A 26,638-nucleotide genomic window follows, 5' to 3' on the forward strand; every position below is an offset into this window, starting at 1 on the left:
ATTTAATTACTATCATTCCCGAATGTTTTTATCGGGAATCTATTTTATTTTTATGGATTCCCGATATCGCGGGAATGACAAAGTGTATTATCCTTCCAAACTTAGTAAAAATGGCTGCTCTAAAGCATTAACAATCCATCTAATAAACCTAGCGCCATCAGCGCCATCAATAATTCTATGATCATACGACAAAGAAAGAGGCAGCATAAATCTTGGAACAAAATTTCCATCTTTATAAACGGGTTCGTAATTTCCTCTGGAAACACCAAGAATTGCAACTTCCGGTGAATTTACGATTGGAGTAAATAATGTTCCACCAATTCCTCCTAAATTACTTATTGTAAAACTTCCGCCTTGCATATCTTCAATCGTAACTTTTTTATCGCGTGCTTTTACAGAAATTTCATTTAACTCAATAGCAAGTTGAATAATATTTTTCTTATCAACATTTTTTATTACGGGAACAATTAAACCTTTTTCGGTATCAACAGCTACGCCAATATTATAATAATCTTTATAGATAATTTCTTTATTGTCAATATCAACACTAGCATTAAATTGAGGAAAAACTTTTAATGCTGATGCAATTACTTTAAGCAAAATCGCTGTAACAGTTAATTTTCCTCCACCTGATTCAGCTTTCTTTGAAAATTGTTTTCGTAAATTTTCCAAATCAGTAATATCAGCTTTATCAAATTGTGTTACATGCGGAATTGTTGCCCATGCGTATGAAAGATGTTCCGCTGTTTTCTTTCGAACATTACTCATTGGTTCTTTTCTTGTACTTCCCCACTTAGAAAAATCGGGAAGTGTTTCTCGTTTCAATCCGACTGTAACTCCCGCAACACCGCTTCTTATTTTTTCATTAAATGATTTTGCAAACTTTTTAACATCTTCCTCAGAAATTCTTCCGCCGGGTCCGCTTCCGTTTACTTCATTTATATCAATTCCAATTTCTCTTGAAAATCTTCTTACTGATGGCGCTGCTGCTGCAATTTTATTCGGAAATTCTTTTTTGATATTTGTATCAGAGAAAGCAGATTTTGTTTGAACCGGAATTTCTACTTTTTGCTCAAATGGTTTTTCAATTTTTGTTTCTACTATTTTATTTTCTTCAACATTTATTAGTTTCTCAACTTTTTGAATTTCACCAATTTCCACTATTATAACTATTTCACCAACTTTTGCTTTTTCACCCGATTTAACTTTTACTTCTTTTATAATTCCGCTAAACTCAGAGGGAATTTCCACAGTTGCTTTATCGGTTTCAATTTCAAAAAGTATTTGATCTTTTTCAACTTTATCACCAACTGATACTAAAACTTTTGTAATATCCGCAGAAGTTATATTTTCTCCAAGTTCTGGTAATTTAAATTCAATAATGCTGGATTGACTTTTACCGAATTCAATTTTTTCAGATTTTGGTTCAATAACTTTTTCTGTTTTATTTTCTGATTTTTCCAACTCAACATTTTTTGCTGGAATATTTTTCTCATTTTCCAAAATTACATTTTCACCTTGATCAAAAGTAAAAATTACTTCCCCAACTTTAACAGTATCGCCGTCTTTAACATTTACACTTTTAACAATTCCGGAAATTTCCGCTGGAATTTCCACAGTTGCTTTATCGGTTTCAATTTCTAATAAAATTTGATCTACTTCAACTTTATCTCCAACCGAAACCAAAACTTTTACAATATCGGCTTTTTCAATATTTTCGCCCAGTGCGGGTAATTTAAATTCAAGTGCCATTTTTTACTCTAAATTTTTAAGTTATGATTTTATTGGATTACTTTTTTGTAAATCGATTTTCAAATCAGAAACAGCTTTAATGATTATTTCTTTATTGATTTTTCCATCTTCAAAAAGTGAATATAAAGTTGTATAAACAATATGCTTTGCATCAACTTCAAAGAAATTTCTTAATGCTTCTCTATTTTCGCTTCTTCCAAATCCAAGTGTTCCTAAAGATGTAAATTTATTTGGAAACCATTTTGAAATTGAATCAGTTAAAATTTGTGAATAATCTGAAGCTGAAATAAATATTCCTTCTTCACCTTCCGTAATTTGTTGAATATAATTTTTCTTTTTTGTTTCAAGTGGATTCATGCGATTCCATCTTTCGATTTCTAAAGCATCATAATGTAAATTTTTAGCGCTTGTAACACTCCAAACATTAGCAGAAACATTGTAATCTTTTTCTAAAATTTCTTGAGCTTTAATTGCTTCATTTAGAATTGATCCACTTCCCAAAAGATTTACTTTTAATTTTGATTTCTTATCGGAAGTTTTGAATTTATACATTCCATTAATAATTCCTTCTTCAACACCTTCCGGCATTGTGGGCATTGAATAATTTTCATTCATTACAGTAATATAATAATAGCAATCATCTTGAAGCTCATACATTCTATAAATTCCATCACGAATAATAACAGCAAGTTCATAAGCAAAAGTTGGATCATAAGCTTTAACGGTTGGAATTGAATGTGCAAATACATGGCTGTGCCCATCTTGATGCTGCAAACCTTCACCGGCTAAAGTTGTTCTTCCGGCGGTTCCTCCAATTAAGAATCCTTTACATTGCATATCTGCTGCAGCCCAAGCAAAATCTCCAATTCTCTGAAATCCAAACATTGAATAGAATGTGAAGAAAGGAATCATATTTATGCCATGAGTTACATAAGCTGTTCCGGCAGCAATGAAAGATGACATTGATCCGGCTTCGGTAATTCCTTCTTCCAAAATTTGTCCGTTTACTGCTTCTTTATAATAAAGCAAACTATCTTTATCAACCGGTTCATAAAGTTGTCCGCGTGTTGAGTAAATTCCTACTTGTCTAAATAAGGCTTCCATTCCAAATGTTCTTGCTTCATCCGGAACAATCGGAACAATAAGTTTACCTATTTCTTTATCTTTCAACAGTTTTGTTAAAATCCTTACATAAACCATAGTTGTGGAAACTTCTCTTCCTTCCGTTCCGAGGTGAAATTCCTTAAACAATTCTTCGGAAGGTGTTTTTATTTTTTGGTTTCTTACAATTCTTTTTGGAACATAACCGTTTAATTCTTGTCGACGTTTTTTGAGATAGAGAATTTCTGGACTGTCTTCTTCTGGTCGGTAAAATGGAGCATTTATTACTTCTTCATCAGACATTGGAATTCCAAATCTGCTTCTAAATTCTTTCAGTTCATCTTCATTTAATTTTTTCTGAGAATGAGTAATATTTTTTCCTTCGCCAGCTTCTCCCAAACCATAACCTTTAACGGTCTTTGCTAAAATTACAGTTGGTCTATCTTTGGTATTTACTGCAGATTTAAAAGCGGCATAGACTTTTTCAGGATCATGACCGCCTCTTTTCATTTTAGCAAGATCTTCATCTGTATAATGTTTTACTAGTTCTAAAAGCTCGGGATATTTCCCAAAGAAATGTTCCCGAATGTAAGAACCACCTTCAACAATATATTTTTGAGATTCGCCATCAATAATTTCATTCATCCTTTTTGTTAAAAGTCCGGTTTTATCAGCTTCCAATAACGGATCCCAATCGCTTCCCCAAATTACTTTTATAACATTCCATCCAGCACCTCTAAATACGGCTTCCAATTCTTGAATAATTTTTGCATTCCCCCTAACGGGACCATCTAATCTTTGCAAATTACAATTAATTACAAAAATTAGATTATCAAGTTTTTCTCGTGAAGCTAAAGAAATAGCACCCAAAGCTTCCGGTTCATCGGTTTCACCATCACCTAAAAATGCCCAAACTTTTGATTCTGATGGAGTTTTTAATCCACGATTTTCTAAATATTTATTAAATCTTGCTTGATAAATTGCCATAATTGGACCCAAACCCATTGAAACAGTTGGGAATTCCCAAAAATCCGGCATTAATCTTGGGTGAGGATAAGATGAAAGTCCACCGCCGGGTTTTAATTCATGTCTAAAATTATGTAATTTCTTTGCATCCAATCTTCCTTCCAAATAAGCTCTTGCATAAATTCCAGGAGCTGCATGACCTTGAAAATAAATTTGATCACCTTGATTATTATTATCTTTTCCCTTAAAAAAATGATTAAACCCAATTTCATAAAGAGTAGCTGCTGAAGCATATGTTGAAATGTGTCCGCCAATTCCAGGATCAATTTTATTTGCTCTAACCACCATTGCCATTGCATTCCAACGAATTAAACTTTTTATTCGTCTTTCAATTTCACGTCCACCGGGAAATTTGGGTTCATTTTCTTTAGGTATTGTATTTATATATGGTGTATTTGCCGTGAAAGGAAGCTCAACACCAGCTTGATGTGCATAAGTATCCAAGTCATGTAGAAGTTGTTTAACTCTTTCAGGTCCACCATTTTGTAAAACAAATTCAAGGGATTCTAACCATTCACGAGTTTCTATCTCATTTAAATCTTCAATACTATCTCTTTTTGTGGAATCCATTTACAATTTCCTTATTATTTTCTAAACTTGTTAAAAGTTATTTTATCTTATTTTAATTTTCCTTAAAGTACAATCAAAATTTTATCAAATAAATTATTATTATATAACAATTTACAGAAGTTTTCATGTATTTTCAAGAAAGATGCTTATAAAAATTGAGTTTTGGTTGCATATGCAACACCAAATTAATCTTGAAACATTATTAAGATATAGATCGTAAAATAATTCGATTTATTTAAAATATATTTTTATCAAAAAATTCTTAAATTCTTTAACTTTTATAAAATTGATATGTGAAGTTTCAAATAAATTTATATATTACAACACAATTTTTTTCACACAAAAAAAAGGAATAAAATATGGATATGCTAAAATCAGTTCTCGGCGGTGGAGATAAAAATGATCTCATGTCGATTGTCATGAATTTAATTGGCGGACAGAAAGGCGGTTTAAGTGGATTGGTAAGCCAATTTGCTTCAAAAGGATTGGGTGATATTATTGGTTCTTGGGTAAGCACTGGCGAAAACAAAGCTATTTCTGCAGATCAATTGCAAAACGCTCTTGGCTCTGATCAAGTAAAAGATATTGCATCAAAATTAGGAATTGATCAAAGTTCAGTACTTTCTCAATTAACTAATTTATTACCGCAAGCTGTTGATAAATTAACTCCAGATGGAAAAGTTCCAGAAGGCGATATATTAAGTAAAGGTATGGATTTATTAGGCGGGCTTTTTGGTAAAAAATAATTTTAATTAAATTCCCCCAATTTCTAAAAATTGAGCCGTGATAATTTCACGGCTTTTTTATTTTTTTAATAGAATTTATTTTTTTGTATAACTCAAATCTGGTCTTAAACTTCCGTATTTATTTTCTATATTAAGAATTAACGGAGCAAATTTTGCCCAAAGTTTTTCTTCATCTGCTTTTATTTTACTGCTTATTTCTTTCATACTATTGTAATAATCTGCACCATCTTTATAAAGTTCATTTATTACAATCATATTTGCATTTTCTCCCATATCTATTGTCCAAACATCATATGCAAAAGAAAGATTATTTTTTTCGTAAAGCTGTTTCCATTCTTTTAAAATTGATTTTACTTCCTTTTGTTTCCCAAGTCTATAATTAAAAAACATCCAATGCATAAATTTCCCCTCGTCTTGTTTAACGTGTGGAGTTTTGGGAATATACGAAAGATCAGCCGACCAATTTGCAACAAACTGTTTATACGTCTCAATACTTTCAGAATTTTTTGTTTCAAAATCAGAGGCTTTTTGCTTATCTATTTTTTCATAAGCTGACATAAATTTATCATGAATTTTATCAATTTCAGCGTAATTAGCAATTGGAATTAAATAATAATAATGAAAATCATCTCTTTGAGAAACGTGAATTTGAGGAATATCAAGTCCAACTTCCGTCATAAATTTTAACCATTCTTTTGATGATTCCTCATATTGATCAAACTTTTCAACTTTGGCTATTTCTTCATGAATTAAGAAAAGTTGATCTTTGACCATTTCTTGTGCATTTATTGAAATTGATATAAATGTAATAAACCCATAAAACAAAAACTTCTTTAGTTTTTGAATTTTCATAAACACCTCTTTCTTTTAGTTTAATAAATTTTTAAGCGGTGATTTTTGTGGAGTGCTTAATTTAACCTAACAAAATATTTCGATTAAAACAAGATTTGTTGTCCAATTAAAGCTGAAGATATCTCAATTTATTTTAAAAAATATTTACTTGGCATCAAGAATTTTAATTTCTACCCCAGAAGAATTTACCAACAATTTATTCCCATTTTGATAAAATAAAATATTGTAAATTGGATTTGAAAAATCAGACAAAATTAAAATTGATTCACCGGTTTCAATATCCCATATTCTTGCGGTTAAATCTGCGGAACCAGTTGCCAGTCTTTTTTCATCCGGAGTAATATCTAAACTAAAAACTCTTTGCTGATGTCCTTCAAATTCTTTTAATAGTTTACCGGATTTTACTGCCCACATTTTTACAATTCCATCTTCACCAGCGCTGAAAATAATTTCATCATTTTTTGAAAATATTAAATCATTCGGTTGACCTTTATGCGCTTGGATTTCCATAATCTTTTCTAATTTTTCGGAATTCCATAAAGTAATTTTTCCATTTGATTCACCTGCAGAAATTATTTTCCCATCACTACTAAATTTTAATGAGAATGGTCGAGATTCCAATAAAAGTTTTTTTACCAAATTTCCGGTTTCAACATCCCACAAAACAATTGCTTTTTCTGTTGAAATAATTGCAACAATTTTCCCATTCGGAGAAAATTCTATTTTTGCACTTCCACCATTTGATCCTTGAAAATTTTTGAATAATTCACCTGTATCGGTTTTATAAATTTTAACGGAATTATTCCAATTGCACACAGCTGCTAAAGTACCGTCGTTATTGAGTGAAACATCATTCAATAAATCAGAATTTATTCCATTTATGTTTTTTAGAAATTCGCCGCTTTCAATATTCCAAATACTTAATAATGAATCTGGTCCGTTCATTGCTAATAATTTTTCATTTTTGGAAATATCAACGGCGTATGTTGCAGAATTATTTCTTCCTTCTGGGTTAGTAAATTCCAACCCAGTATTAGTTTTCCATTTTCTAATTGTATTATCCTTTGATGCAGTAAAAATTTCATTCCCATTTTCTGAAATATTTAGCGAATGTATTTTTCCTTCGTGACCAAACATTGTATTTAAATGATTTCCGGAATTTAGATCCCAAAACATAATAACACCTTCATCACCAGCTGTGTAAATTTTATCTCCATTGTTATTAAATGAAATTGTATAAACCGGTTTTAAATGTCCGCGCAATTCTTGTATTAATTTTCCACTTTCAATTTCCCAAACTCTTGGTGAAGTGTTTTTTGTTGCTGCTGCAATTAATTTACTATCGGGACTGAACGCAATATCATCAATAGCGGAATAAGTTTTCACATCATTGAAATCAAATATTTTATTTATGGATAGATCATTCAAATCCCAAACACCAACTTGCCATTCCCAACTTCCGACTGCAAACTTTTTTCCATCCGGCGAGAATTTTATTGAAACAAGCGGATGTGTATTAAATTCTTTATGCCATATTCTTTCTTTCTTTTCCAAATCATATATTTGAATAAATCCCCTTACTCCTTTTTGATTAAAATACCAAGAGCAATACGCAATAGTTTTTCCATCCGGTGAAACATCAACATCAGCAAGCCCCAAACCGCCGGTTTTCGTTTTCCATAATTCTTTGCCGGAATTAAAATCCCATATTCTTATTGTTGTATCTCGTGAGCATGAAATTATTTTTTCATCATTATCAAAAAATTTTGCGGAGTATATTGTGTTTAAATGTCCTTCAATAATTTTTTCTTGCTCAAAATTTTCAGAATTGCGGATATGAATTTTTCCTTCGAGATCACCAAATATTATTAACTTTCCATTTTTATTTAATGATATTTTTGTCGGCGTAATTTCTTTCAAATCCAAAATTGCTGTGCTTTGTTCTAATTTATTTTTAAGATAATTCCATTCCCAACCACGAAATTCTCTTGGTGAATTTTCAATCCATTTTTTAGCTTCGGATTTTTCATTCAACCTAAGCGAAGAATTTGCCGCTGAAATATGTGCAAGATACGATTGGTATTGAGGATTATGTGATGTTTGAGAAAATAAAATATTGGTTAAAAATAATACAATTGATAAAATTATATTTTTCATTTTTCACCTAATTGAATTAGATGAAATTATACAAATTATCTTATTTTATCAAATTTTTATAAAGTCTTATTTGAATAGAATTTAAACGAAATATTTTTTCTTTTGTACTAAGTAAAATATTTTTTAAAGAAGTTAAAATTTTACTATAATTTTTGATTTATATGTTTTCAAATTTTACGTTTTACTAGAAAAATTTTTTAATCCTTCTTCAAAATTACAATAGAAAGATAATCGTATTTATAATTTATAACTTGTTTTATAATAATTAGTTAAAATGGATCTGTTTGGTTTTAGTTACTAAATAGTTACTATTTATATATTTTATTTTGAGAATTCTTAAAATATAAGATATGATAATTGTTAATTAATAGTGTTTCTTTTAAAAATCTTAAAATTAAAATTTTATATTAACCCTTTCTATTTCCTTATGATTAAATTTATTGGGTTAATATTCCAAGTTATTTTCACTTATTATCAAAACAATCTATTTGAGTTGGAAATATCAATTGAATATAGACTTTACAATACATTATTTCATCTATTACAAATAATTTATTTAAATACTAAATTTTCTTGATTTTTGTTCTCAAAAATATTTTTTATATTCTTCAAAGAAAGATCAACATACTCTTGTTTTATATCATAACCAATGAAGTTCCTATTTTCCTTTAATGCTGAAATACAAGTTGTACCACTTCCACAAAATGGATCCAAAACAATATCTTCTTGAAAAGTAAAAAGTTGAATTAATCTTTTAGGTAATTCAATAGGGAATGGAGCTGGATGACCAACTTTTTTTGCTGAAACTGTTGGAAATGTCCATATACTTAATGTATTTTCTAAAAAACTTTTTTTATCAATTGTACTCTTTTTTTTATTTGATTTAAGTGAAAATGTATCTTTTGAAAAAATTAAAATATATTCATGCTTATCTCTTAGAACAGGATTAGAGGCTGATAACCAACTTCCCCATGCTGTTGAAACACCACCACTTGCCCCCTTGTCCCATATAATTTCTCCCCTCATCAAATAGCCAATCTCAATCATATCTTTTATGAGATAACTATGTAATGGTATATAAGGTTTTCTACCAACATTTGCTATATTTATACATGCCCTACCACCTGGAACCAGGACTCTATAAACTTCAGTCATTACACTTTTTACCAAATGGAAATATTCTTCAAGTGATAAATCACTTTCATATTCTTTTTGAACATTATAGGGTGGTGAAGTAACCATTAGATGAACACTATTATCTGGTAACTCATTCATTTTCACACTTGAATTGCAAAAAATATTATTTAAAAACTTTGGATCAATCTTGTTTTCAACATATTGAATTTTATCATTCATCACATTTTCAAATATTTTACTACTATAAAATGAGCTAGAATCATGATTAATTCTTCCAGATGATCCAAATGAACTAGTCTTGGTTCCTTTTCTATTATATTTTTTGCTATTCATTAAAGCCTTAGAAATTCATTTTAGAAATATAGTAAATTCATTTCTCCTATTCTTTATCTTAATAGAATTTAATCCATGTGGATATTATTAAATTTTTAATTAAATTGTTAATTATTAAAAAATATAATGGTGTTAAATGGGTGATGTTCTTACTAACTTAAGAGAACTTAGTGTAGGCTTTTCTTTCTATAATAACAAACCAATTGATACTATTAAACCCAATTATTTTTTTGAATCTATTAAAAATATTTCTAATACTAACCATCTTACTATTTCTAACATTGCTAAAAATGATATTTCATTCAATCCACAGGAATTGGATACTATTCTGAATGGATTAAAATTGGGTGAAAAAATAAAAGAAATTTTTAGTATAAAAGCTAATCCTAAAATTTGTTGGACAGGCACAGAAACACAAAGTGATTCTGTAGTTGATATCATAATTGATGATAATAGATTTTCACTAAAAGAACATAGCTTTATAATTGAGAATATGGGATTATATAAGTTAATCAACTTACTTATTGGAGAAGAAAAATATTGTAGAGGTCAGTTACATGCATTTGAAGATTTTGCTTCTACTGAATTAGATAATTGGTTTAATACTACTAGAGATTTAATTAAAGATCATCTTATAAAAACAAATTTTAATTATAAATGTCCTAGATATAGTTCAGAGCTTAGTCTTAATAAAAATGATGAATTGAAATATAAATTTGAATATGTTGGAGGAAGCCCATATGAAAAAACTATTCCTAATTTTTCCAGTTTAACATATAAATCATTCCATAATCAAACAGATGGAAACATAAGAGAACATGTGTTCTCAAAATTCATTAATAAAAATATTAGTAAAAATGAAAAATACATAGATGCTAAATCTAAATGTTCAAAAGCAGCTGGTGAAAATATTATTAAGTTGATTCTAAAAAAAAAATATTATGACTCTAAACTTCTAAAAAGATTTTTTAGAATTGAGGAGCATGGTTATTATTATGCAAAAACAACAAATTCTAATTTGGAAATTTACAAGGTACCTTCTAATAGTGAATTCAATGTTATATTAGAATTAAATGAAGTGAATTATAGTGTTAATAAATCTCAATTAAATATATTTACAAAACTTATCAATAAACAAACAAAGATGGAAATAATATTTAGAAGTGAAGTTAGATATACACATGGCCAATTAAACAATGTTCCTGAAGCAAAATCATATATAGAAAGAGGTGATCTATCATTAGCCTATTCAAAAATTCTTTAAATTGCAACTGTTTTTTTTATATTTTTTTTGTGTGTGCTGAAATTTGAAAAAAACTATCAAAAAAAATATTTTATATTTTTTAATAATCCCCCCACACACACACTTATTGAAAACTATAGATTAATATTTACTTAAAATACAATTTGCCTATCAGTCTGGATTAAAAACAATTTTATTCAATTTTTTTTCTATTATTTTAAATAAAAATTTGAAACAAAAATCCCCAATAAATTTCATTTTAGACAAGGAATTATAACTGCCATCTTTTATCTATGTTTTTATAAAAAAAGTCTATTTGAGCACACTTAAAAACAAAAATTGATTATGAATTGATAGAAGTAGAGTTACATTAAACAAAAGAATTCATAAATTAATGAATTTTTAAATACTAGCATTAAATAGAAACAATTGTGTGTATTGTTGATTTGCTGTAGCAATTTAATACTAATACAATAATTACCAATTGATTTACCAACTATTTCCATTATTTAATAAAGAATAAAAAATAATTTTAATCCATATATAGAGTTATTTAAATAAATAATTTTATACAATATTTAGATAATGATTTAACAGATGTATCATCTGAATACTTCACCACATCTGAATTACACACAACCCATAGCTTAATATATAATACAATTTAAATGACTATTAGTATATTAAGAGTAATGTTTTAAAAAGTACTCTTCAATATCTAGCTTAGTTTTTTTGACTCTTTTTTTTATACCCTTTTCAAGTTCTTGATAATCACTTCTTGTTATATCAATTTTCAAATAGTTATTTAAATTTAATAAACAATTTTTCAAGTGGTATTTTTGCTGTGAAGTGTAAGCATCTAAATTAAAATGTTTGATTATTTCAGAGACACCAATTTTTTCTAAACCTACTGAAGCAAGATATGATTTAAGAATTTTAGGTGTAACTAAAGGTATTTTACTAAGTTCTATATTTATATTATCAGTTGGCATTTTTTTAATTCTCATAAATATATGTTGATAATGATCTATTAACAAATCAAGAAATTCTTTTTCATATAAATTTTCAACTGTAATTTTTTCCCCTTTAAGTTTTAAACTTTGTTTTAGACCTTTCATAAATCTGAGTTCATATCTTAATACACTATAATTATCATTTATTTCAACATTTTCTTTTTTTTCTTTTATTTCTTTTAATTTGTCATAAAAACATAATTCACTTGAGTTATTTCTGAAATAAAGTGTTTCTCCAATAGTATCTCTTCTAAAAAATTTAAGTGAGTTCAATCCAGACAAATAGCTTTGAATATTTTTTTTTACATTAAAATTTTTAGCAATATCAATTCTATAAATATTCAAATCTGCTGCGTGTTTATTTAGTGCTGACTGTAGATTATCTAATGCTTTTATTAATCCAGCTGTTGAAAGACTTTTAAAATTTGTGTCCAAGTGAAATCTGGTCAAACTTCCCTTCACATATGTACAATATTCATTTCCACTAATTTTTAAATTTTTTAACCAATAGCAATTATTTTTTATGTCTTCCTTCAATTCTGAAGTAAATGGAATCTCATCAATAAATTTATCTATTGGGGTTATTATGTATAAACCTATTGTATCAATCATTTTTTCCTCCATTTTTCATTAGTGATATAAGATAGTGCTCTATCTGCTAACTCATTTTGTGAACTAATTTTATTACTTAATGCCCATGCATCTAAATCACTTTTTACAAAATAAATTAATTTGCCTCCAGGTTTGAAATATGAAATCTGTTTTTGATGGGTTAACTTATAAAGATATGATTCTGAAATATCTAAGTAAGAAACAGCTTGTTTGAAAGTTAAAAACAAAGTATCATTTTTATTGTTAGCCATTTTAAACTCCAATGTTATTAAAAAATCTTAACAACAATTTTGTGGTTCAAAATGCTGATTTCAATTAGTCTTAAGTTATTACTAATTATTTGATAGAAGGGAAATTATATCATTTGCTAATGTGTTGATTTTCTCTGAATGAAGCTTATTTTGAGTACTTGCTATACTCAGTCTTGCGTTAGAATATTTTTTTTTATTAATGTCAATAAAATTTTCTGTTAATATTACATATCCTTTATTGTCCTGGTCAAAAAAATTTTCTTTGATAAAATTTTTAATTGAAAGCATTTCAAATAATACAACAAGCAATCTCTGTGATGATTTCCATATAATAAAATTACTTTTTATATTTTTTTTATTTTCTAATTGACTACCATTTGAAATTTGAAAATGATTTATAAAGTTCTTTGATGAACATTTTTCTATTAAATCTTTATCAATTAAAATATTGAAAAAACTATTTAGTTTTTCTAATTTTGAAATCCAAACTATTTTTCTTGTTTCTATGTTAAAATTATTCTGATCTATACTTTGATTATTATCTATTATACTTTTGAATAATTCATACTCTTTCTTTATCTCATTCTTTTCAAACTTAACAATTTCTAAAAGTAAAGTCTCTGAAATAACAAATGTCTCATCATTTTCAATAAATTCATGAGCAGCATTATTCAATCTGTTTTTTAATGTAATATTTTTTGTAATAAAATTAAAATAATCTGGTTTACATTTCAATTTCACAATATCAATATCAATCAATAATTGAGTGTATTCAATTAATTTCTTTATTAAATCATTATCATTATTTTTCAAAGTTTTTTTCATTTATAAATTTTTTACAAAAAATTAGGAATAGCATCAACAGCTTGTATTTTCTTTTTATCTATTATCTTAGCATAAATTTGAGTTGTCATAATATCTTTATGACCTAATAACTTACTGACTGTATAAATATTTGCTCCATATGTCAATGCTAATGTGGCAAATGTATGCCTTGCTGAATGAAAAGAAATGTTTTTATTAATTCCTGCTGATTTCACCCATTTTTTAATTATAGAATTTTGATATGACTTTGATGGGAGATTAAACACTTTCATCATTGGTATTGGAATAATATTGTTTGATGAATTCTCAAATAAAAGTTTTTTTGCATCTTTGTGAAGTGGCAAATACTCAACATTATTAGTTTTAATTTGTCTAAACTCAATCTGATCATTTTTTATATTACCCCATGTCAAATTTTTCACATCTGAAAACCTTAGTCCAGTATAACAAGAAAATAAAAATGCCCTTTTAGTTTCAGGAACTTTGCAATCAGTTTTAATTAATTTCTTTATATCATCATCAAGTAAAAATTCTCTTTTAACATCTTTCTTTGGTATATGATTTACTCTTTTCAATATATTATTATCAATTATTCCATCCTTCACAGCTTGATTAAACACAGTTGACAAATTTGCAAAATAATGATGAGCTGTATTTTGAGAAACCTTTGATAATAAATAATTTTTATATTCTTCCAACCACTCAACTGTCACCTGATTAAATCTAATTTTGCCATTAGTAAATTGCTTAAGTTTTAGATATGAGTTTGTCCATGATGGTCTGTCTGGTGGTTTCAATTGTAGATTTTTTAAATAATATTCTACAAGATTTATCTTGGTTTTACTTTTATTTGGTAAATTATTGCTAGAATAAAAGTAATCTAACTTTCTTTGGTCTCTTATTGCTTCTGCTAGTTTTCTTTCCTCTTTATATTTGCTATTTTTCTCTCCAAGATCAATTTTTAAGAATTCAAACTTTTTCTTACCATTTAAATTATACTCTAAATAAAAACTAGTTTTTCTACTCTTTAATTTTCTTTCTCTTAAAATTATACCCATGATATAAAAATATTAGTTTCTAAAAAGTATCTAAAATTATTAAAATAAATACTAATAAAAGAAAACAAAAGATATACTATTGTTTAATTTTAATTAAATTTTCAACTTTAATTTACACTTTTATTCACTTCTTTTCAATATTACAATAGAAAGATCATCATGTTTTTTTTCATTAGCTATAAATGTTTTAACGTTTTGTAATAATCTTTCCCCCACTTGCTGAGGTGAAAGTTGACTAGAAATTTTTAATATTTTATAAATTCTTTCCGTGCCGAAAAATGTTCCGTTAAAATTTCTTGCTTCTGTAACTCCATCAGAAAATATTATTAAACTATTTCCAGATTCTAAATTTATATTTTGTGTCGTAAATTTTGCAGAGTTTGATAAACCCAATGCTACATTGCCTTTTGGCAATATTTCAATTTCATTTTCTTTAAGAATTACCGGCGGTAAATGTCCCGCATTAAAGATTTCCAAATTACTTGAGTTTTCTTGAATTGAACAATAAACCATTGAAGCAAAACTATTTGGCAAAATATCTTTATGAAAAACTTTATTAATCTTTTCGCCAAATTCAGAAAGATTTGTCATATCCGGAGCAAAAGCTCTAACTATTGTTTGAAGTTTAGACATAAGCAATGCAGCAGCTAAACCTTTTCCGGAAACATCTGCAAGTGTAATTCCATATTTACTTTCACCGGTTTTTACAAAATCAACAAGATCACCGCCAACATCATTTGCGGGCTCTGTAAATAACCAAATTTTCCATCCAGCAACTTTTGGATTTTTATCCGACATTAACGCAACTTGCACAGATTTTCCAGCATTGAGTTCATCCTTTGCTAAAAGTTTATCTTTAAGCTCTAGCATCAAAATAAATAATATTATTATTCCGCCCAAAACACTTGTGTCGTAAGAAAAATTTACATTGTTTCCATTAAGTCCAAAATTACCAGCTGAAACAAGAAATACAATTCCAAGAATTAAAAGTAATCTTCTAGTTGGATTTAATTTTAGCAAAAGATCTTTCAACATCCAACCGAGCATGTAGAAAAATCCTTTAAATTTTCCCATTCCGGTAAGCTGTTTTTTTCTTTCATCTGTAAGAAAAAATTCTTTTAGTTCAGAATAATCTTTAGAAATATTTGTACTAAAGCCGCCTTCCGAAATATCATTTTTTAATGTTTCGTATAATTTTTTTTCGCTAGGGTTTTTATAATTTTCATTCATTTTAATTTAACTTTTTACTTAAGACGAATTTTACATTTTTAAGTTCGGTTTTAGATATCAATTTTATAAATAAGCATCAACTTTTTCATAAATGAAATTATTGATGTTAACATTTCTTCTGCAGTATTAAAATTATTTTCCATTTCCAATTTCATAGCATCATTATTTTGAACTAACTTTATTGATTTCGTGTATTCGGAAACTATGAATTCCATTAAAGTTGTAAATTTATTTTTATAAAAATCTTCGTTATCACCTTTGGGTAAAATCATGGTTACTTTTTTTCGGGTAATTATAATTCTTTCAAACTGAGCGAATGAAGCATAGAATCTTAAAATTGCAGTCAAAATTAATCTTTCAACAATTACCGGAAATTTTCCAAATTTATCTTGAAGTTCATCTTTAATTTCATCAAGTTCATCAATTTTAATCATAGAAAACAACGCTTGATAAAAACTTAGTCTATCTGACTGATCCGGCATAAATGATTTCGGAATTCCGATTTCAAAATATGTATCGATAGTTGGCTCCGATCTTTGCTGATGTTTAGGAAGATTTTTGAAAACATCTTTAAATTCATTTTCTTTTAATTCTGAAACAGCTTCATCAAGTAATTTCACATACAAATCAAAACCAACTGTATCAATTGTTCCGGATTGCTCAGTTCCCAATAAATTTCCAGCCCCACGAATTTCTAAATCACGCATTGCCAAATTAAATCCGCCGCCAAGTTCTGTTGATTCTTCAATAGCTTGCAATCTTCTTACTGCTTTTTGATTTAAAGTATTTAAAGACGGAACTAGAAAATAACTATATGCTTGTCGGTCTGATCTTCCAACTCTTCCGCGCAATTGATGAAGTTCTGCCAAACCAAATCTATCTGCACGATTTATTATAATTGTATTTACATTTGGAATGTCCAATCCGCTTTCAATTATTTTTGTAGAAATTAAAACATCAGCTTCTTTATTCATAAAGCTGTAAATTACACTCTCAAGCTGAGCCGGTTTTAATTGCCCGTGTGCAACTAAAATTTTTATTTGTGGAATATGCTTGTGTAAATACTGCGCAATTTTTTCAATCGATTGAACACGATCGTGAACAAAATAAATTTGACCTTTTCTTTTTAATTCGTCCAAAATCCATTCTCTAATTTTTACTATATCAAAGGTTTCTACTTTAGTATAAATTGGTTGGCGATTTGGCGGAGGCGTTGCAATTATTGATAAATCGCGTGCTCCAAGCAAAGATAAATTTAATGTTCTGGGAATTGGTGTTGCGGTTAAAGTTAGAGTATCAACATTAACTCTAATTTGACGAAGCTTCTCTTTTGCCATTACACCAAAACGATGTTCTTCATCAATTATCAATAATCCCAAATTGTTGAATTTAATATCTTTTGATAAAAGCCGGTGTGTGCCAATTACAATATCAACTTTTCCTTCAGCAAGTTCTTTAATAATTTCTGTTTGTTTTGTTTTACTTGCAAACCTTGAAAGTACTGCTACTTTAACCGGAAATTGTGAAAGCCGATCTTTAAAAGTATTATAGTGTTGCTCTGCTAAAATTGTTGTGGGAACCAACATTCCAACTTGTTTTCCATCGCTAACAGCTTTAAATGCTGCACGAATTGCAACTTCGGTTTTACCAAATCCCACATCACCGCAAACGAGTCGATCCATCGGATTTTCTTGCTCCATATCATATTTTACTTCGTCTGTAACTTTTGCTTGATCCGGAGTTGGCTCATATAAAAATGATGCTTCCAATTCTCTTTGCCAAACTGTATCACTTGAAAAAGCAAAACCTTGTGCAGCTTTTCTTTGTGCATATAATTTTATTAAATCTCTTGCAGCTTCTTTAATTTTTGTTTTTACTTTTTTCTTTGTTGCGCGCCACTCACCACTTCCAAGTGTAGTAAGCTTAGGAGGAATTTTATCACCGGAAGAATATTTTTTTACCAGCGATAAATAATTCATATTTAAATAAACTACTCCACCTTCTGCATATAATATTTTTATTGTTTCTTGTTCTACCATACCGATTTTTATCGTTTCTAATCCGACGTATTTCCCAATTCCAAAATTTTCATGAACAATAAAATCACCAATTTTTAATGATGCAAATTCTTTTATCCGCGATTTTTTAAGTATTTGTTTCTTAGAAATTTTTGTTCGGTATGGTTTATTAAATGTTTCGTAATCCGTTAAAATTAAAATTCTTTCATCGGATATTAGAAATCCCTCTTTAATTGCAAACACTTTAATTTTAACAATTTCCAATTCCAGCAAGCGTTTCAGCTCTTCGTTGAAACTTGATAAAAGCTCAAACAATCTTCTTCCTTGAATTTCATTTTCTGCTGTTATGAATATTTTATAATTCTGATCAGCAAAATCTTGAAGTGTTTTAAACAACAAAGTAAAATTTGAATTTATAACCGGTGCATGTTTTAATTTTAATTTAATATTATTTTCTTTGCTACCAAATAAATCTTCAACAATCCAAAAAACTTTTTCATCAAATAATTTTTCCAGAGAAATTTGCTCATCATAATTGAAATCATATTTTACAATTTGTGATTTGTTATTTTCAAGCAGTTCCGATTTTAATTCTTCATCTAAATCATTCTCGTATATTTCATTTTTCTCTTTCTCTTCATTATTTAAATTTTCCAAATCATAAATATTTGCAAATACTATTGGCGAGTTTAGATAATTAAAAATATTATTAGTATATGATGAATTTTGATTATCTAAAAATGAAGCTAGCGTAATGCTTTCAACTTTATTTGATGAACGTTGACTTTCCGGATCAAACAATCTTATTGATTCTAAAAAATCTCCATCATACTCAAGTCTACACGGATGTTCTTCACTGTATGACCAAAAATCAATTATTGATCCTCTAACAGAAAAACTTCCGGGATCAACAACAGCTTTTTCGCTGTTGTAATTTATTGAATTTAAATATTCTACTAATTCATCGTATGTAATTTCAGAACCGATTTCTATTTTGGTTGTACTTTTTTCTATTATTTCTATTGAAGGAAGTTTTATTTTCAGAATATCATAGGTGGCAATTATTAAAAATGAATCTTTATTTTTTATTGCAGTTAATTTTTCTTGAATGGTTTCTATTTCAATTTCATCAATAGCAATAATTTTTTCGGATAATCCTAAAATTGTTAATTCAACATTTACTTCATTAACCAATTGCCGCGAAGGTAAAAGAACAAGAATCTGTTTTTCTTTTTTACTTAGCAGAGAAATTGCGATTGATTTTGATGAGCCGGATAGAGGTGAAGTATAAATGATATTTTGATTTTCTTTTTTCCGGTGAATTTCTGAAATGAAATTTCTAAAAATATTTAATTCGGATAATTCTGATAAAAAATTTTCTGTCATAATGTTTAAATGGAATTTACCCTTCCTCACAAATAAATGCGGGAATTGATTAATTGGAAATTTTAGCAAATCAAATTTACTATAAATTGAAATAAACTTTTTGGTTATATTTTAATAAATAAATTATTCATTTATTGTTGGCATATTTATGAAACTTCACAAGGCACCAAAATACCAACCATTAAATCCAGAACAGCTTAAATTAACTTGCGATCCTAATTGTTTTAAATTTGATACAACCGACAGCATTACTCCAATTGAAGGAATTGTGGGCCAAGCAAGAGCAATTAAAGCTTTAAAAATTGGAATCGATATTGAAAGTCCCGGATATAATATTTTTATTACCGGTCTTTCAGGAACGGGCAAACAGACAACTATAAAAAATTTATTAAAAGAATTTCTGCCAAAAAAAAATGTAAAATTAAACGATTACGTTTATGTAAATAATTTTAGAGATTCTGATCATCCAACTTTACTGATTTTTCCAGCTGGACAAGGAAGAATGTTTAAAAATGATATGAAAAAATCTATTAAACTTCTTCATGATAATATTCCGCAGATTTTAGAACGCGAGCCATTTTTATCAGAAAGAAAAAAATTGGCAACCGATTATGGAAAATCTCAACAAACTTTAGTTAGCAATTTTGAAAAGAAATTAAGAAAAGATAATCTAACACTCGGCCAAATTAAAGTTGAAGAAGTAACACGTCCGGAAATATTTGCAGTAATTGAAAATCAACCAGTTTATGTTCAGCAACTTAGCGAACTTGTGCAAGCTAATAAAATTAGTCAGAAAGAAGCTCAGCAAATTGTAAAAAAGTATACAGCACATCAAGATGAGTTGTACATTGTATTTAAGGAAAGTTTAAAACTCACTCAAAATTTTCAAACTCAATTAAGTGAACTTGAATCTAACGCTGTGAAGAATTTAATTTCCGCAACTTTTGATGAATTGCGTGAAAAATATAAATCGAAAAAAGCACAAAAATATTTTGCCAAAGTAACGGAAAATATTTTAGAAGATTTAGATATTTTCAAAATTCCACCTCAACAAAAAAATAATAGTGAAGTTGAAAATGCAGAAAATTTATTGGCTTACCAAGTAAACTTAATTCTTGATAATTCTAATGTAAAAGAAATTCCCGTTGTAATAGAAACTTCTCCAACTTACAATAATTTGTTTGGTGCAATTGAAAAAGTAAATGACGGCTCGGGAGTTTGGCAATCAGATTTTACAAATATTAAATCCGGTTCAATACTTAGAGCTAACGGAGGTTATTTAGTAATTAATGCAATTGATGCAATTCAAGAACCGGGAGTTTGGAAAACCTTAAAACGTGTTTTGCTATACGGAAAATTAGAAATTCAAGATTTATCAAGCGTGTATCAAATTACTTCAAGCACTTTAAATCCAGAACCAATTGAAATAAATTGCAAAGTTATAATGATAGGAAATAATTATTCTTATTCTCTACTTTCAAATTATGAAGATGATTTTAATAAAGTTTTCAAAATTAAAGCCGAGTTTGATTATGAAATGAATCGTACAGAAAGTGCTTTGATTGAATATGCTAAAGTTGTAAAAAAACTTGTTACGCAAGAAAAATTATTGGAGTTTGATAAATCTGCAATTGGAAAAATTATTGAATACGGTGCAAGATATGCCGGAGATCAAACAAAATTAACAACAAGATTCGCATATATTGCTGATCTTGCTCGTGAAGCAAATTTTTGGGCAAAAGATGTTGGAGAAAAAATTGTAACTTCAATTCACATTTTAAAAGCGTATGATTCTTCCGTTGAACGGCATGCAATGTACGATTCCAAAATGAAAGAAATGATTGACCAAAAGACTATTTTGATTGATACACATGGCTCAAGAGTTGGACAAATAAACGGGCTTGCAGTTTACGGCGGAAGTTATTTTTCATTCGGAAAGCCTACACGAATTACTGCATCAGTCGGACTTGGAAACGGAAATATTATAAATGTTGAACGCGAAGCTGGGCTTAGCGGAAGTACACATAATAAAGGTGTTTTAATAATCACCGGGTATTTTAGAGAAAAATTTGGAAAACGTTTACCGCTTTCATTTACTGCAAGTTTGGTCTTTGAACAAGGCTACGGAATGATTGACGGAGACAGCGCTTCGGTTACTGAAGTTTGTGCCCTTCTTTCCAGCATTGCCGAAATTCCTATTAAACAAAATTTTGCAATTACCGGATCAATAAATCAAAAAGGTGATATTCAGCCAATTGGTGGAGTTAATGAAAAAATTGAAGGCTATTTTGATGTTTGCAAATCGAGAGGTTTAGATAAAACTCACGGAGTAATAATTCCTCATCAAAACGTAAAAGATCTTATGTTGAAAGATGAAATTATTGATGAAGTTAGAAATAAAAATTTTTCAATTTATTCAATTCAAACTGTTGAAGAAGCAATTGAATTACTAACCGGAGTTAAAGCCGGAAAGCAAATGAAGAACGGAAAATATCAATCTAATACTGTTTTTGGTAAAGTTGAAAAATGTTTAACTGAAATGAAACACAGAACTCGTCCGCAGCAACAAAATCAAAAAGAGAAAGAAAATAATGGAACTAACACATCTAAAGTAAAAGGGATAAATTGAATACTAGATTTGTAAAAACAAAAATTTTAGCAACAATTGGTCCAGCATCTGACAGTAAAGAAATGCTTCTTGGACTTATTGATGAAGGAGTTAATGCGTTTAGAATGAATTTCTCTCATGGAGATGAAAATTATTTTACGGATTTATTTAACAAAATTCATGAAGTATGCGAAACAAGCAAAATGCCAATTCCGATTCTTCAAGATTTGCAAGGACCTAAAATTAGAATCGGCAATTTGGAAAAAGATGAAATTGAAATTCTAACCGGTAATAATATTGAAATCACAATTGATACTATCTTAGGAAATGAAAATATCGTTTCATCATCATATCAAGAATTAATTGTTGATGCAAAGATTGGTAATCAAATCTTAATTGATGATGGATTAATAAAGTTGGAAGTTATCAGTAAAAAAGAAAGGTCGGTAGTCTGCAAAATTCTTGAAGGTGGAAAACTCAAACCCAAAAAAGGAATGAATTTACCGGGAATGGTTTTAAGCACACCATCTTTTACAGAAACAGATAAAAAAAATATGGAGTTTGCATTCAAACACAGAGTAGATTATGTTGCTTTATCATTTGTGAGATATGCAGAAGATATTTATGAACTAAAAAATTGGATGAAAAGCAAAGGTTACAATAAACCAATTATTGCAAAAATTGAAAAACCGGAAGCTGTAGAAAATTTTGAAGCAATACTTGAAGCTTCTGATGGAATTATGGTTGCAAGAGGTGATCTTGGTGTTGAATTAGCTCCGCAGTTGGTTCCGATAATTCAGAAAAATATTATTGGAAGATGTAATTCAGTTGGCAAACTTGTAATTACTGCAACTCAAATGTTGGAATCAATGATTACAAATCCAATTCCCACAAGAGCAGAAGCCTCCGATGTTGCGAATGCAGTTTTGGATGGAACAGATGTAGTAATGCTTAGTGGCGAAACAGCTGTTGGTAAATATCCGCGACAAACAATTAAAACGATGAAAAGCATTTTAATGTCAACAGAATCTCAAAGTCAATTTAAGACAAAAGTTAAGTTCGAGAATCCCAGGAATAAAGCTGATAATATTTTTGATGCAACGGGAAAAGCTTTTGTTGAAATTGCAAATCAAGTAAATGCAAAAGCGCTGGTGGTATTTACACATCAAGGTCGAAAGGCAAACATACTTTCAAAATATAATCCTGATGCACATATTTTCGCTTTCTCGGATTCTTTTGACACGCTTAACCACTTGAATCTACATAAAGGTATAAAACCCTACTTTTTAAAAGATATAATGAATGAAGATTTTTATATCAAAAGTGCATTGGAAATTTTGATAAAAGATGAAATAGTTACAACCGGCGATGTTGTTGTTTTTACAGCCGGAGCTCCGATTGATGAAATAAACAGAAAAAATTGGGTGCGATTTTTAGTTGTAGATTAATAATATAATCTTACTTTAGTAATAAAAGAAAAAGTAAGAAATGGAATTTAAATTAGCAAAATGGTGGGAGCTTCAATCTAACGGAAAAATACTCTGCACACTATGTCCGCGCTACTGCACAATTGGAAATGGGCAAAAAGGTTTTTGCTACATAAGGGAAAATATTGATAATAAGCTTTATTCTATTGGTTACGGAAGACCAACCGGATTTGCAATTGATCCAATTGAAAAAAAACCACTTTCACATTTTTTACCCAGAACAAAAGTTTTGAGTTTTGGAACTGCCGGCTGTAATTTGGGCTGCAAGTTTTGTCAAAATTGGTCAATCAGTAAATCAAAATTAGATGAAATAAATTCACTTTCGGCAACTCCGGAAGAAGTTGTTAATCTTGCAAAAAAATATAAAACTCCATCAATTGCTTATACATATAATGATCCGACAATTTTTGGTGAATATGTAATTGATATTTCCAGAATTGCTCGTCAGGAAAATATTAAAAATGTAATGGTAACCGCTGGATACATTGATAAAAACGCACGCAAAGAAGTTTATAAATTTATTGATGCTGCAAATGTTGATTTAAAAGCATTTACTGAAACTTTTTATCATAAATTAACTTTCTCTCATTTGAATGATATTTTAGATACTTTAATTTGGATTAAAAACGAAACTGATGTTTGGTTAGAAATTACTACTTTATTAATTCCGGATGAAAATGATTCGCCGGAAGAAATTAATAAAATGTGCAATTGGATTGTTACAAATTTAGGTGAAAATGTTCCGCTTCATTTTACGGCATTTCATCCGGATTTTAAAATGAGAAATAAAATTAGAACCCCATTTTCTACTTTAGAAATGGCAAGAAATATTGCAATTAATGAAGGAATTAATTTTTGCTACGTCGGAAATGTACATAATATAGAAGGACAAACAACATATTGCCCAAATTGTAAAGAGTCGTTAATAATTAGAGATTGGCATTCGGTTTTAGAAATTAATATGCAAAATGGAAAATGTAAAAATTGTGGAAACAAAATTGATGGAGTTTTTAATTAAACTAATTTCGTTTCAAAAAAATTATTTTTGAAATATCTTAACATATTCATCAAAAATATAAAGACGATTTCTTTTAAAACCGGTTAATTCTACCAATACACCAAATTTTTCAAATTCTTTTATTAAATTATTTGCTGTTGTAGGAGTAACTTTAAGCACATTAATAACTTTTAAACTATCAACTATTGGATTTTTATATAATTCATCTAAAAGTATTTTTGCTTTAATTTGCTTTTTCCCCATTTTTAATAAAACTTCATTTTCTAATTTTTGTTTAAGCTTAATTATATTATTAAACGTAGCAATAGAACTTTTTGACGTTTCAATAACACCAGCTAAGAAAAACTTTATCCATTGTGAAATATTATTATTGGTTCTAGCAATTGTTAGATTGTCATAATAGTAAGCTTTATTTTTTTCGAAAAAATCTGATAAGTATAAAGTTGGTTTTAATAAAATATTATTACTTACCAAATATAATGTTATTAAAAGTCTTCCAAGTCTTCCATTACCATCCAAAAAAGGATGAATTGTTTCAAACTGATAGTGACCAATGGCAATTTTTATTAAATGTGGAACATTAATAGAATTATTGTTTAAAAACTTTTCTAAATCGCTCATTAGTTCTGGAACTTCCTCGGCAGTTGGGGGAATAAATATTGCATCTTTAAGAGTTGCTCCAATCCAATTTTGACTTCTTCTAAATTCTCCCGGTGTTTTCTTTTCACCTCGAACACTTGTTAAAAGTATTTCATGACTTTTTCTTAGCAATCTATTTGAAAGTGGAAGTTTTATTAGTTCCTTAATTGCATAATTCATTGCTGATACATAGTTCTGTACTTCTTTATAATCATTACGCCTTTCTGGCTTTATATTTTCTTCTTTTATAAAAGCTTCTTCAATACTGGTTTGTGTGCCTTCTATTTTACTGGATTTTGTTGCTTCTTTTGTAATATGCATCATAATAAAAAAATCAACATCTGGGATAAGTTGAGAAAATGCGTTTAATTCTCCAATTTTTCTATTTGCTTCTCCTAATAAGCTATTTATCTCCGGATCCGAGATTATCCATTCTTTATTCACAAAATTCGGGGAAAAACTAAAGTATTCGTATTGTTTCTTTAAATTTCCGGCTTTGAAATTCTTTATATCCATATTTTTACTATAATATAAATAATTATATTTTAATTTGTAATCTTAACTTGGAAGATAAAATTTTATATTCCAAGTTGCAAGATATTTTTAGAATAAAAATAATATTTGATTATGTATTTTGAAAATGTAAAAATTGTGGAAACAAAATTGATGGAGTTTTTTAATTAACCAACGTATTACAATTTTTAGATTCATTTACTATCTTTATATTTATCAATAAACAAATATTTAAAGAATGAAAAACATTTTATCTATACTAGAAAAATACTCGGTTGAATATGGATTTAAAATTTTAAGCGCAATTTTAATTCTAATAATTGGGATTTGGCTTGCGAAAATAATTTCGAAAATATTCAATAAATTTTTAGCTAAATCAAATGTTGATATAACTTTACTAAAATTCTTTACTTCTTTAGTTAGAATTATTTTAATAACTTTTGTTGCTATTGCCGCCGTAAATAAATTAGGAATTGAAACTACATCGTTTGTTGCAGTGCTTGGTGCTGCGGGACTTGCAGTCGGTTTGGCATTACAAGGTTCACTTTCCAATTTAGCATCTGGAATTATGTTAATTATATTTCGACCAATTAAAGTCGGCGATTATATTCAAGGCGGCGGCGGTGAAGGAACTGTGAAAGAAATTGGAATTTTTGTTACAAAATTAATTTCAATAGATAACAAATTACTATTTGTTCCAAACTCAAAATTAACTTCGGATAATATTGTAAATTTCACTTTTAATGAAACTCGCAGAGTTGATATGGTTTTCGGAATTGGTTACAAATCAGATATTAAAAAAGCTAAGAATATTATTGATGAAATTTTAAGCAACAATCCAAAAGTTTTAAAAGAACCAAAGCCGGATATTTTTGTTAAAGCTTTAGCTGAAAGTAGTGTAAATATTGCAGTTAGACCTTGGTGTAAAACAGATGATTATTGGGATGTTCTTTCTGAAGTTACTGAAAATATTAAGTTACAATTTGATGCAAATAATATCGAAATTCCATTTCCGCAAAGGGATATACATTTGCACAATAAATGATTTTTTGAAAATTGATTT

Annotated in this window: 18 protein-coding genes; 6 read left to right on the top strand and 12 right to left on the bottom strand. The window is 28.4% G+C overall.

All coding sequences use genetic code 11. From position 1 onward, the window contains the following. Positions 1–87 precede the first annotated feature (87 nt). Positions 88–1,752 carry a 2-oxo acid dehydrogenase subunit E2 gene (locus tag IPM32_02750; GenBank protein ID MBK8944167.1) on the bottom strand — a complete coding sequence of 555 codons (1,665 nt, stop codon included), beginning with the start codon at positions 1,750–1,752 and terminating at the stop codon, positions 88–90. Between the two features lie 21 nt (positions 1,753–1,773). Next, on the bottom strand, positions 1,774–4,449 hold the full coding sequence (gene aceE / locus IPM32_02755) for a pyruvate dehydrogenase (acetyl-transferring), homodimeric type (GenBank protein ID MBK8944168.1): 2,676 nt from the start codon (positions 4,447–4,449) through the stop codon (positions 1,774–1,776). A 359-nt stretch (positions 4,450–4,808) separates the two neighbouring features. Here aceE and IPM32_02760 point away from each other — a divergent pair, with 359 nt between their 5' ends. Beyond that, the gene (locus tag IPM32_02760) at positions 4,809–5,195 is read left to right on the top strand and encodes a DUF937 domain-containing protein (protein MBK8944169.1); all 387 of its coding nucleotides are present in this window, start codon (positions 4,809–4,811) and stop codon (positions 5,193–5,195) included. Between the two features lie 75 nt (positions 5,196–5,270). Here IPM32_02760 and IPM32_02765 read toward each other — a convergent pair whose 3' ends face one another. From IPM32_02765 to IPM32_02775, 3 genes are all read right to left on the bottom strand, one after another. Next, positions 5,271–6,047, bottom strand: coding sequence for a hypothetical protein (locus tag IPM32_02765; GenBank protein MBK8944170.1), 777 nt, complete (start codon positions 6,045–6,047; stop codon positions 5,271–5,273). Between the two features lie 144 nt (positions 6,048–6,191). Next, positions 6,192–8,204, bottom strand: a complete 2,013-nt coding sequence (locus IPM32_02770) for a WD40 repeat domain-containing protein (protein ID MBK8944171.1) — start codon at positions 8,202–8,204, stop codon at positions 6,192–6,194. A gap of 552 nt (positions 8,205–8,756) precedes the next feature. Continuing rightward, positions 8,757–9,674, bottom strand: coding sequence for a site-specific DNA-methyltransferase (locus IPM32_02775; protein ID MBK8944172.1), 918 nt, complete (start codon positions 9,672–9,674; stop codon positions 8,757–8,759). Between the two features lie 136 nt (positions 9,675–9,810). Here IPM32_02775 and IPM32_02780 point away from each other — a divergent pair, with 136 nt between their 5' ends. Next, a complete protein-coding gene (locus tag IPM32_02780) occupies positions 9,811–10,938 on the top strand; it encodes a hypothetical protein (protein MBK8944173.1) in 1,128 nt (375 codons plus the stop codon). Between the two features lie 662 nt (positions 10,939–11,600). Here IPM32_02780 and IPM32_02785 read toward each other — a convergent pair. From IPM32_02785 to mfd, 6 genes are all read right to left on the bottom strand, one after another. Continuing rightward, the gene (locus IPM32_02785) at positions 11,601–12,542 is read right to left on the bottom strand and encodes a hypothetical protein (protein MBK8944174.1); all 942 of its coding nucleotides are present in this window, start codon (positions 12,540–12,542) and stop codon (positions 11,601–11,603) included. Next, on the bottom strand, positions 12,539–12,793 hold the full coding sequence (locus IPM32_02790) for a helix-turn-helix domain-containing protein (protein ID MBK8944175.1): 255 nt from the start codon (positions 12,791–12,793) through the stop codon (positions 12,539–12,541). The genes IPM32_02785 and IPM32_02790 overlap by 4 nt, the downstream gene beginning before the upstream one ends. Before the next feature lie 81 nt (positions 12,794–12,874). Beyond that, positions 12,875–13,618, bottom strand: a complete 744-nt coding sequence (locus IPM32_02795; GenBank protein MBK8944176.1) for a hypothetical protein — start codon at positions 13,616–13,618, stop codon at positions 12,875–12,877. A gap of 11 nt (positions 13,619–13,629) precedes the next feature. Continuing rightward, complete coding sequence (locus tag IPM32_02800) at positions 13,630–14,676, bottom strand: site-specific integrase (GenBank protein ID MBK8944177.1); 1,047 nt, start codon at positions 14,674–14,676, stop codon at positions 13,630–13,632. A gap of 120 nt (positions 14,677–14,796) precedes the next feature. After that, a complete protein-coding gene (locus tag IPM32_02805) occupies positions 14,797–15,906 on the bottom strand; it encodes a serine/threonine-protein phosphatase (protein ID MBK8944178.1) in 1,110 nt (369 codons plus the stop codon). Positions 15,907–15,956: 50 nt separating this feature from the next. Beyond that, positions 15,957–19,310 carry a transcription-repair coupling factor gene (gene mfd, locus IPM32_02810; protein MBK8944179.1) on the bottom strand — a complete coding sequence of 1,118 codons (3,354 nt, stop codon included), beginning with the start codon at positions 19,308–19,310 and terminating at the stop codon, positions 15,957–15,959. A 148-nt stretch (positions 19,311–19,458) separates the two neighbouring features. On the opposite strand from mfd, the gene IPM32_02815 reads away from it, so the two are divergent. The 3 genes from IPM32_02815 to amrS are packed head-to-tail and all read left to right on the top strand — an operon-like array spanning position 19,459 to position 24,423. Beyond that, complete coding sequence (locus IPM32_02815; GenBank protein ID MBK8944180.1) at positions 19,459–21,939, top strand: AAA family ATPase; 2,481 nt, start codon at positions 19,459–19,461, stop codon at positions 21,937–21,939. Next, positions 21,936–23,366 (top strand): pyruvate kinase, encoded by a 1,431-nt coding sequence (pyk, locus tag IPM32_02820; protein ID MBK8944181.1) that lies wholly within the window; start codon positions 21,936–21,938, stop codon positions 23,364–23,366. Before IPM32_02815 ends, pyk begins: the two co-directional genes overlap by 4 nt. Positions 23,367–23,406: 40 nt before the next feature. Further along, positions 23,407–24,423 carry an AmmeMemoRadiSam system radical SAM enzyme gene (gene amrS, locus IPM32_02825; protein ID MBK8944182.1) on the top strand — a complete coding sequence of 339 codons (1,017 nt, stop codon included), beginning with the start codon at positions 23,407–23,409 and terminating at the stop codon, positions 24,421–24,423. Positions 24,424–24,444: 21 nt separating this feature from the next. On the opposite strand, the gene IPM32_02830 is transcribed toward amrS, so the two are convergent. Further along, the gene (locus tag IPM32_02830; GenBank protein ID MBK8944183.1) at positions 24,445–25,578 is read right to left on the bottom strand and encodes a Fic family protein; all 1,134 of its coding nucleotides are present in this window, start codon (positions 25,576–25,578) and stop codon (positions 24,445–24,447) included. 235 nt (positions 25,579–25,813) lie between these two features. On the opposite strand from IPM32_02830, the gene IPM32_02835 reads away from it, so the two are divergent. After that, positions 25,814–26,620, top strand: a complete 807-nt coding sequence (locus IPM32_02835; protein MBK8944184.1) for a mechanosensitive ion channel — start codon at positions 25,814–25,816, stop codon at positions 26,618–26,620. The last annotated feature ends 18 nt before the right edge of the window (positions 26,621–26,638 follow it).

It is taken from the genome of Ignavibacteriota bacterium (assembly GCA_016716225.1).
Lineage (GTDB): Bacteria > Bacteroidota > Ignavibacteria > Ignavibacteriales > Melioribacteraceae.

What these genes read in the sequence shown, in the direction of transcription:
- aceE (MBK8944168.1), bottom strand. Translation starts at nt 4,449, where the DNA reads ATGGATTCCACAAAAAGAGATAGTATTGAAGATTTAAATGAGATAGAA.
- IPM32_02790 (MBK8944175.1), bottom strand. Translation starts at nt 12,793, where the DNA reads ATGGCTAACAATAAAAATGATACTTTGTTTTTAACTTTCAAACAAGCT.
- IPM32_02770 (MBK8944171.1), bottom strand. Translation starts at nt 8,204, where the DNA reads ATGAAAAATATAATTTTATCAATTGTATTATTTTTAACCAATATTTTA.
- IPM32_02815 (MBK8944180.1), top strand. Translation starts at nt 19,459, where the DNA reads ATGAAACTTCACAAGGCACCAAAATACCAACCATTAAATCCAGAACAG.
- IPM32_02830 (MBK8944183.1), bottom strand. Translation starts at nt 25,578, where the DNA reads ATGGATATAAAGAATTTCAAAGCCGGAAATTTAAAGAAACAATACGAA.
- mfd (MBK8944179.1), bottom strand. Translation starts at nt 19,310, where the DNA reads ATGACAGAAAATTTTTTATCAGAATTATCCGAATTAAATATTTTTAGA.
- IPM32_02805 (MBK8944178.1), bottom strand. Translation starts at nt 15,906, where the DNA reads ATGAATGAAAATTATAAAAACCCTAGCGAAAAAAAATTATACGAAACA.
- amrS (MBK8944182.1), top strand. Translation starts at nt 23,407, where the DNA reads ATGGAATTTAAATTAGCAAAATGGTGGGAGCTTCAATCTAACGGAAAA.
- IPM32_02795 (MBK8944176.1), bottom strand. Translation starts at nt 13,618, where the DNA reads ATGAAAAAAACTTTGAAAAATAATGATAATGATTTAATAAAGAAATTA.
- IPM32_02800 (MBK8944177.1), bottom strand. Translation starts at nt 14,676, where the DNA reads ATGGGTATAATTTTAAGAGAAAGAAAATTAAAGAGTAGAAAAACTAGT.
- IPM32_02835 (MBK8944184.1), top strand. Translation starts at nt 25,814, where the DNA reads ATGAAAAACATTTTATCTATACTAGAAAAATACTCGGTTGAATATGGA.
- IPM32_02760 (MBK8944169.1), top strand. Translation starts at nt 4,809, where the DNA reads ATGGATATGCTAAAATCAGTTCTCGGCGGTGGAGATAAAAATGATCTC.
- IPM32_02785 (MBK8944174.1), bottom strand. Translation starts at nt 12,542, where the DNA reads ATGATTGATACAATAGGTTTATACATAATAACCCCAATAGATAAATTT.
- IPM32_02780 (MBK8944173.1), top strand. Translation starts at nt 9,811, where the DNA reads ATGGGTGATGTTCTTACTAACTTAAGAGAACTTAGTGTAGGCTTTTCT.
- IPM32_02775 (MBK8944172.1), bottom strand. Translation starts at nt 9,674, where the DNA reads ATGAATAGCAAAAAATATAATAGAAAAGGAACCAAGACTAGTTCATTT.
- IPM32_02750 (MBK8944167.1), bottom strand. Translation starts at nt 1,752, where the DNA reads ATGGCACTTGAATTTAAATTACCCGCACTGGGCGAAAATATTGAAAAA.
- IPM32_02765 (MBK8944170.1), bottom strand. Translation starts at nt 6,047, where the DNA reads ATGAAAATTCAAAAACTAAAGAAGTTTTTGTTTTATGGGTTTATTACA.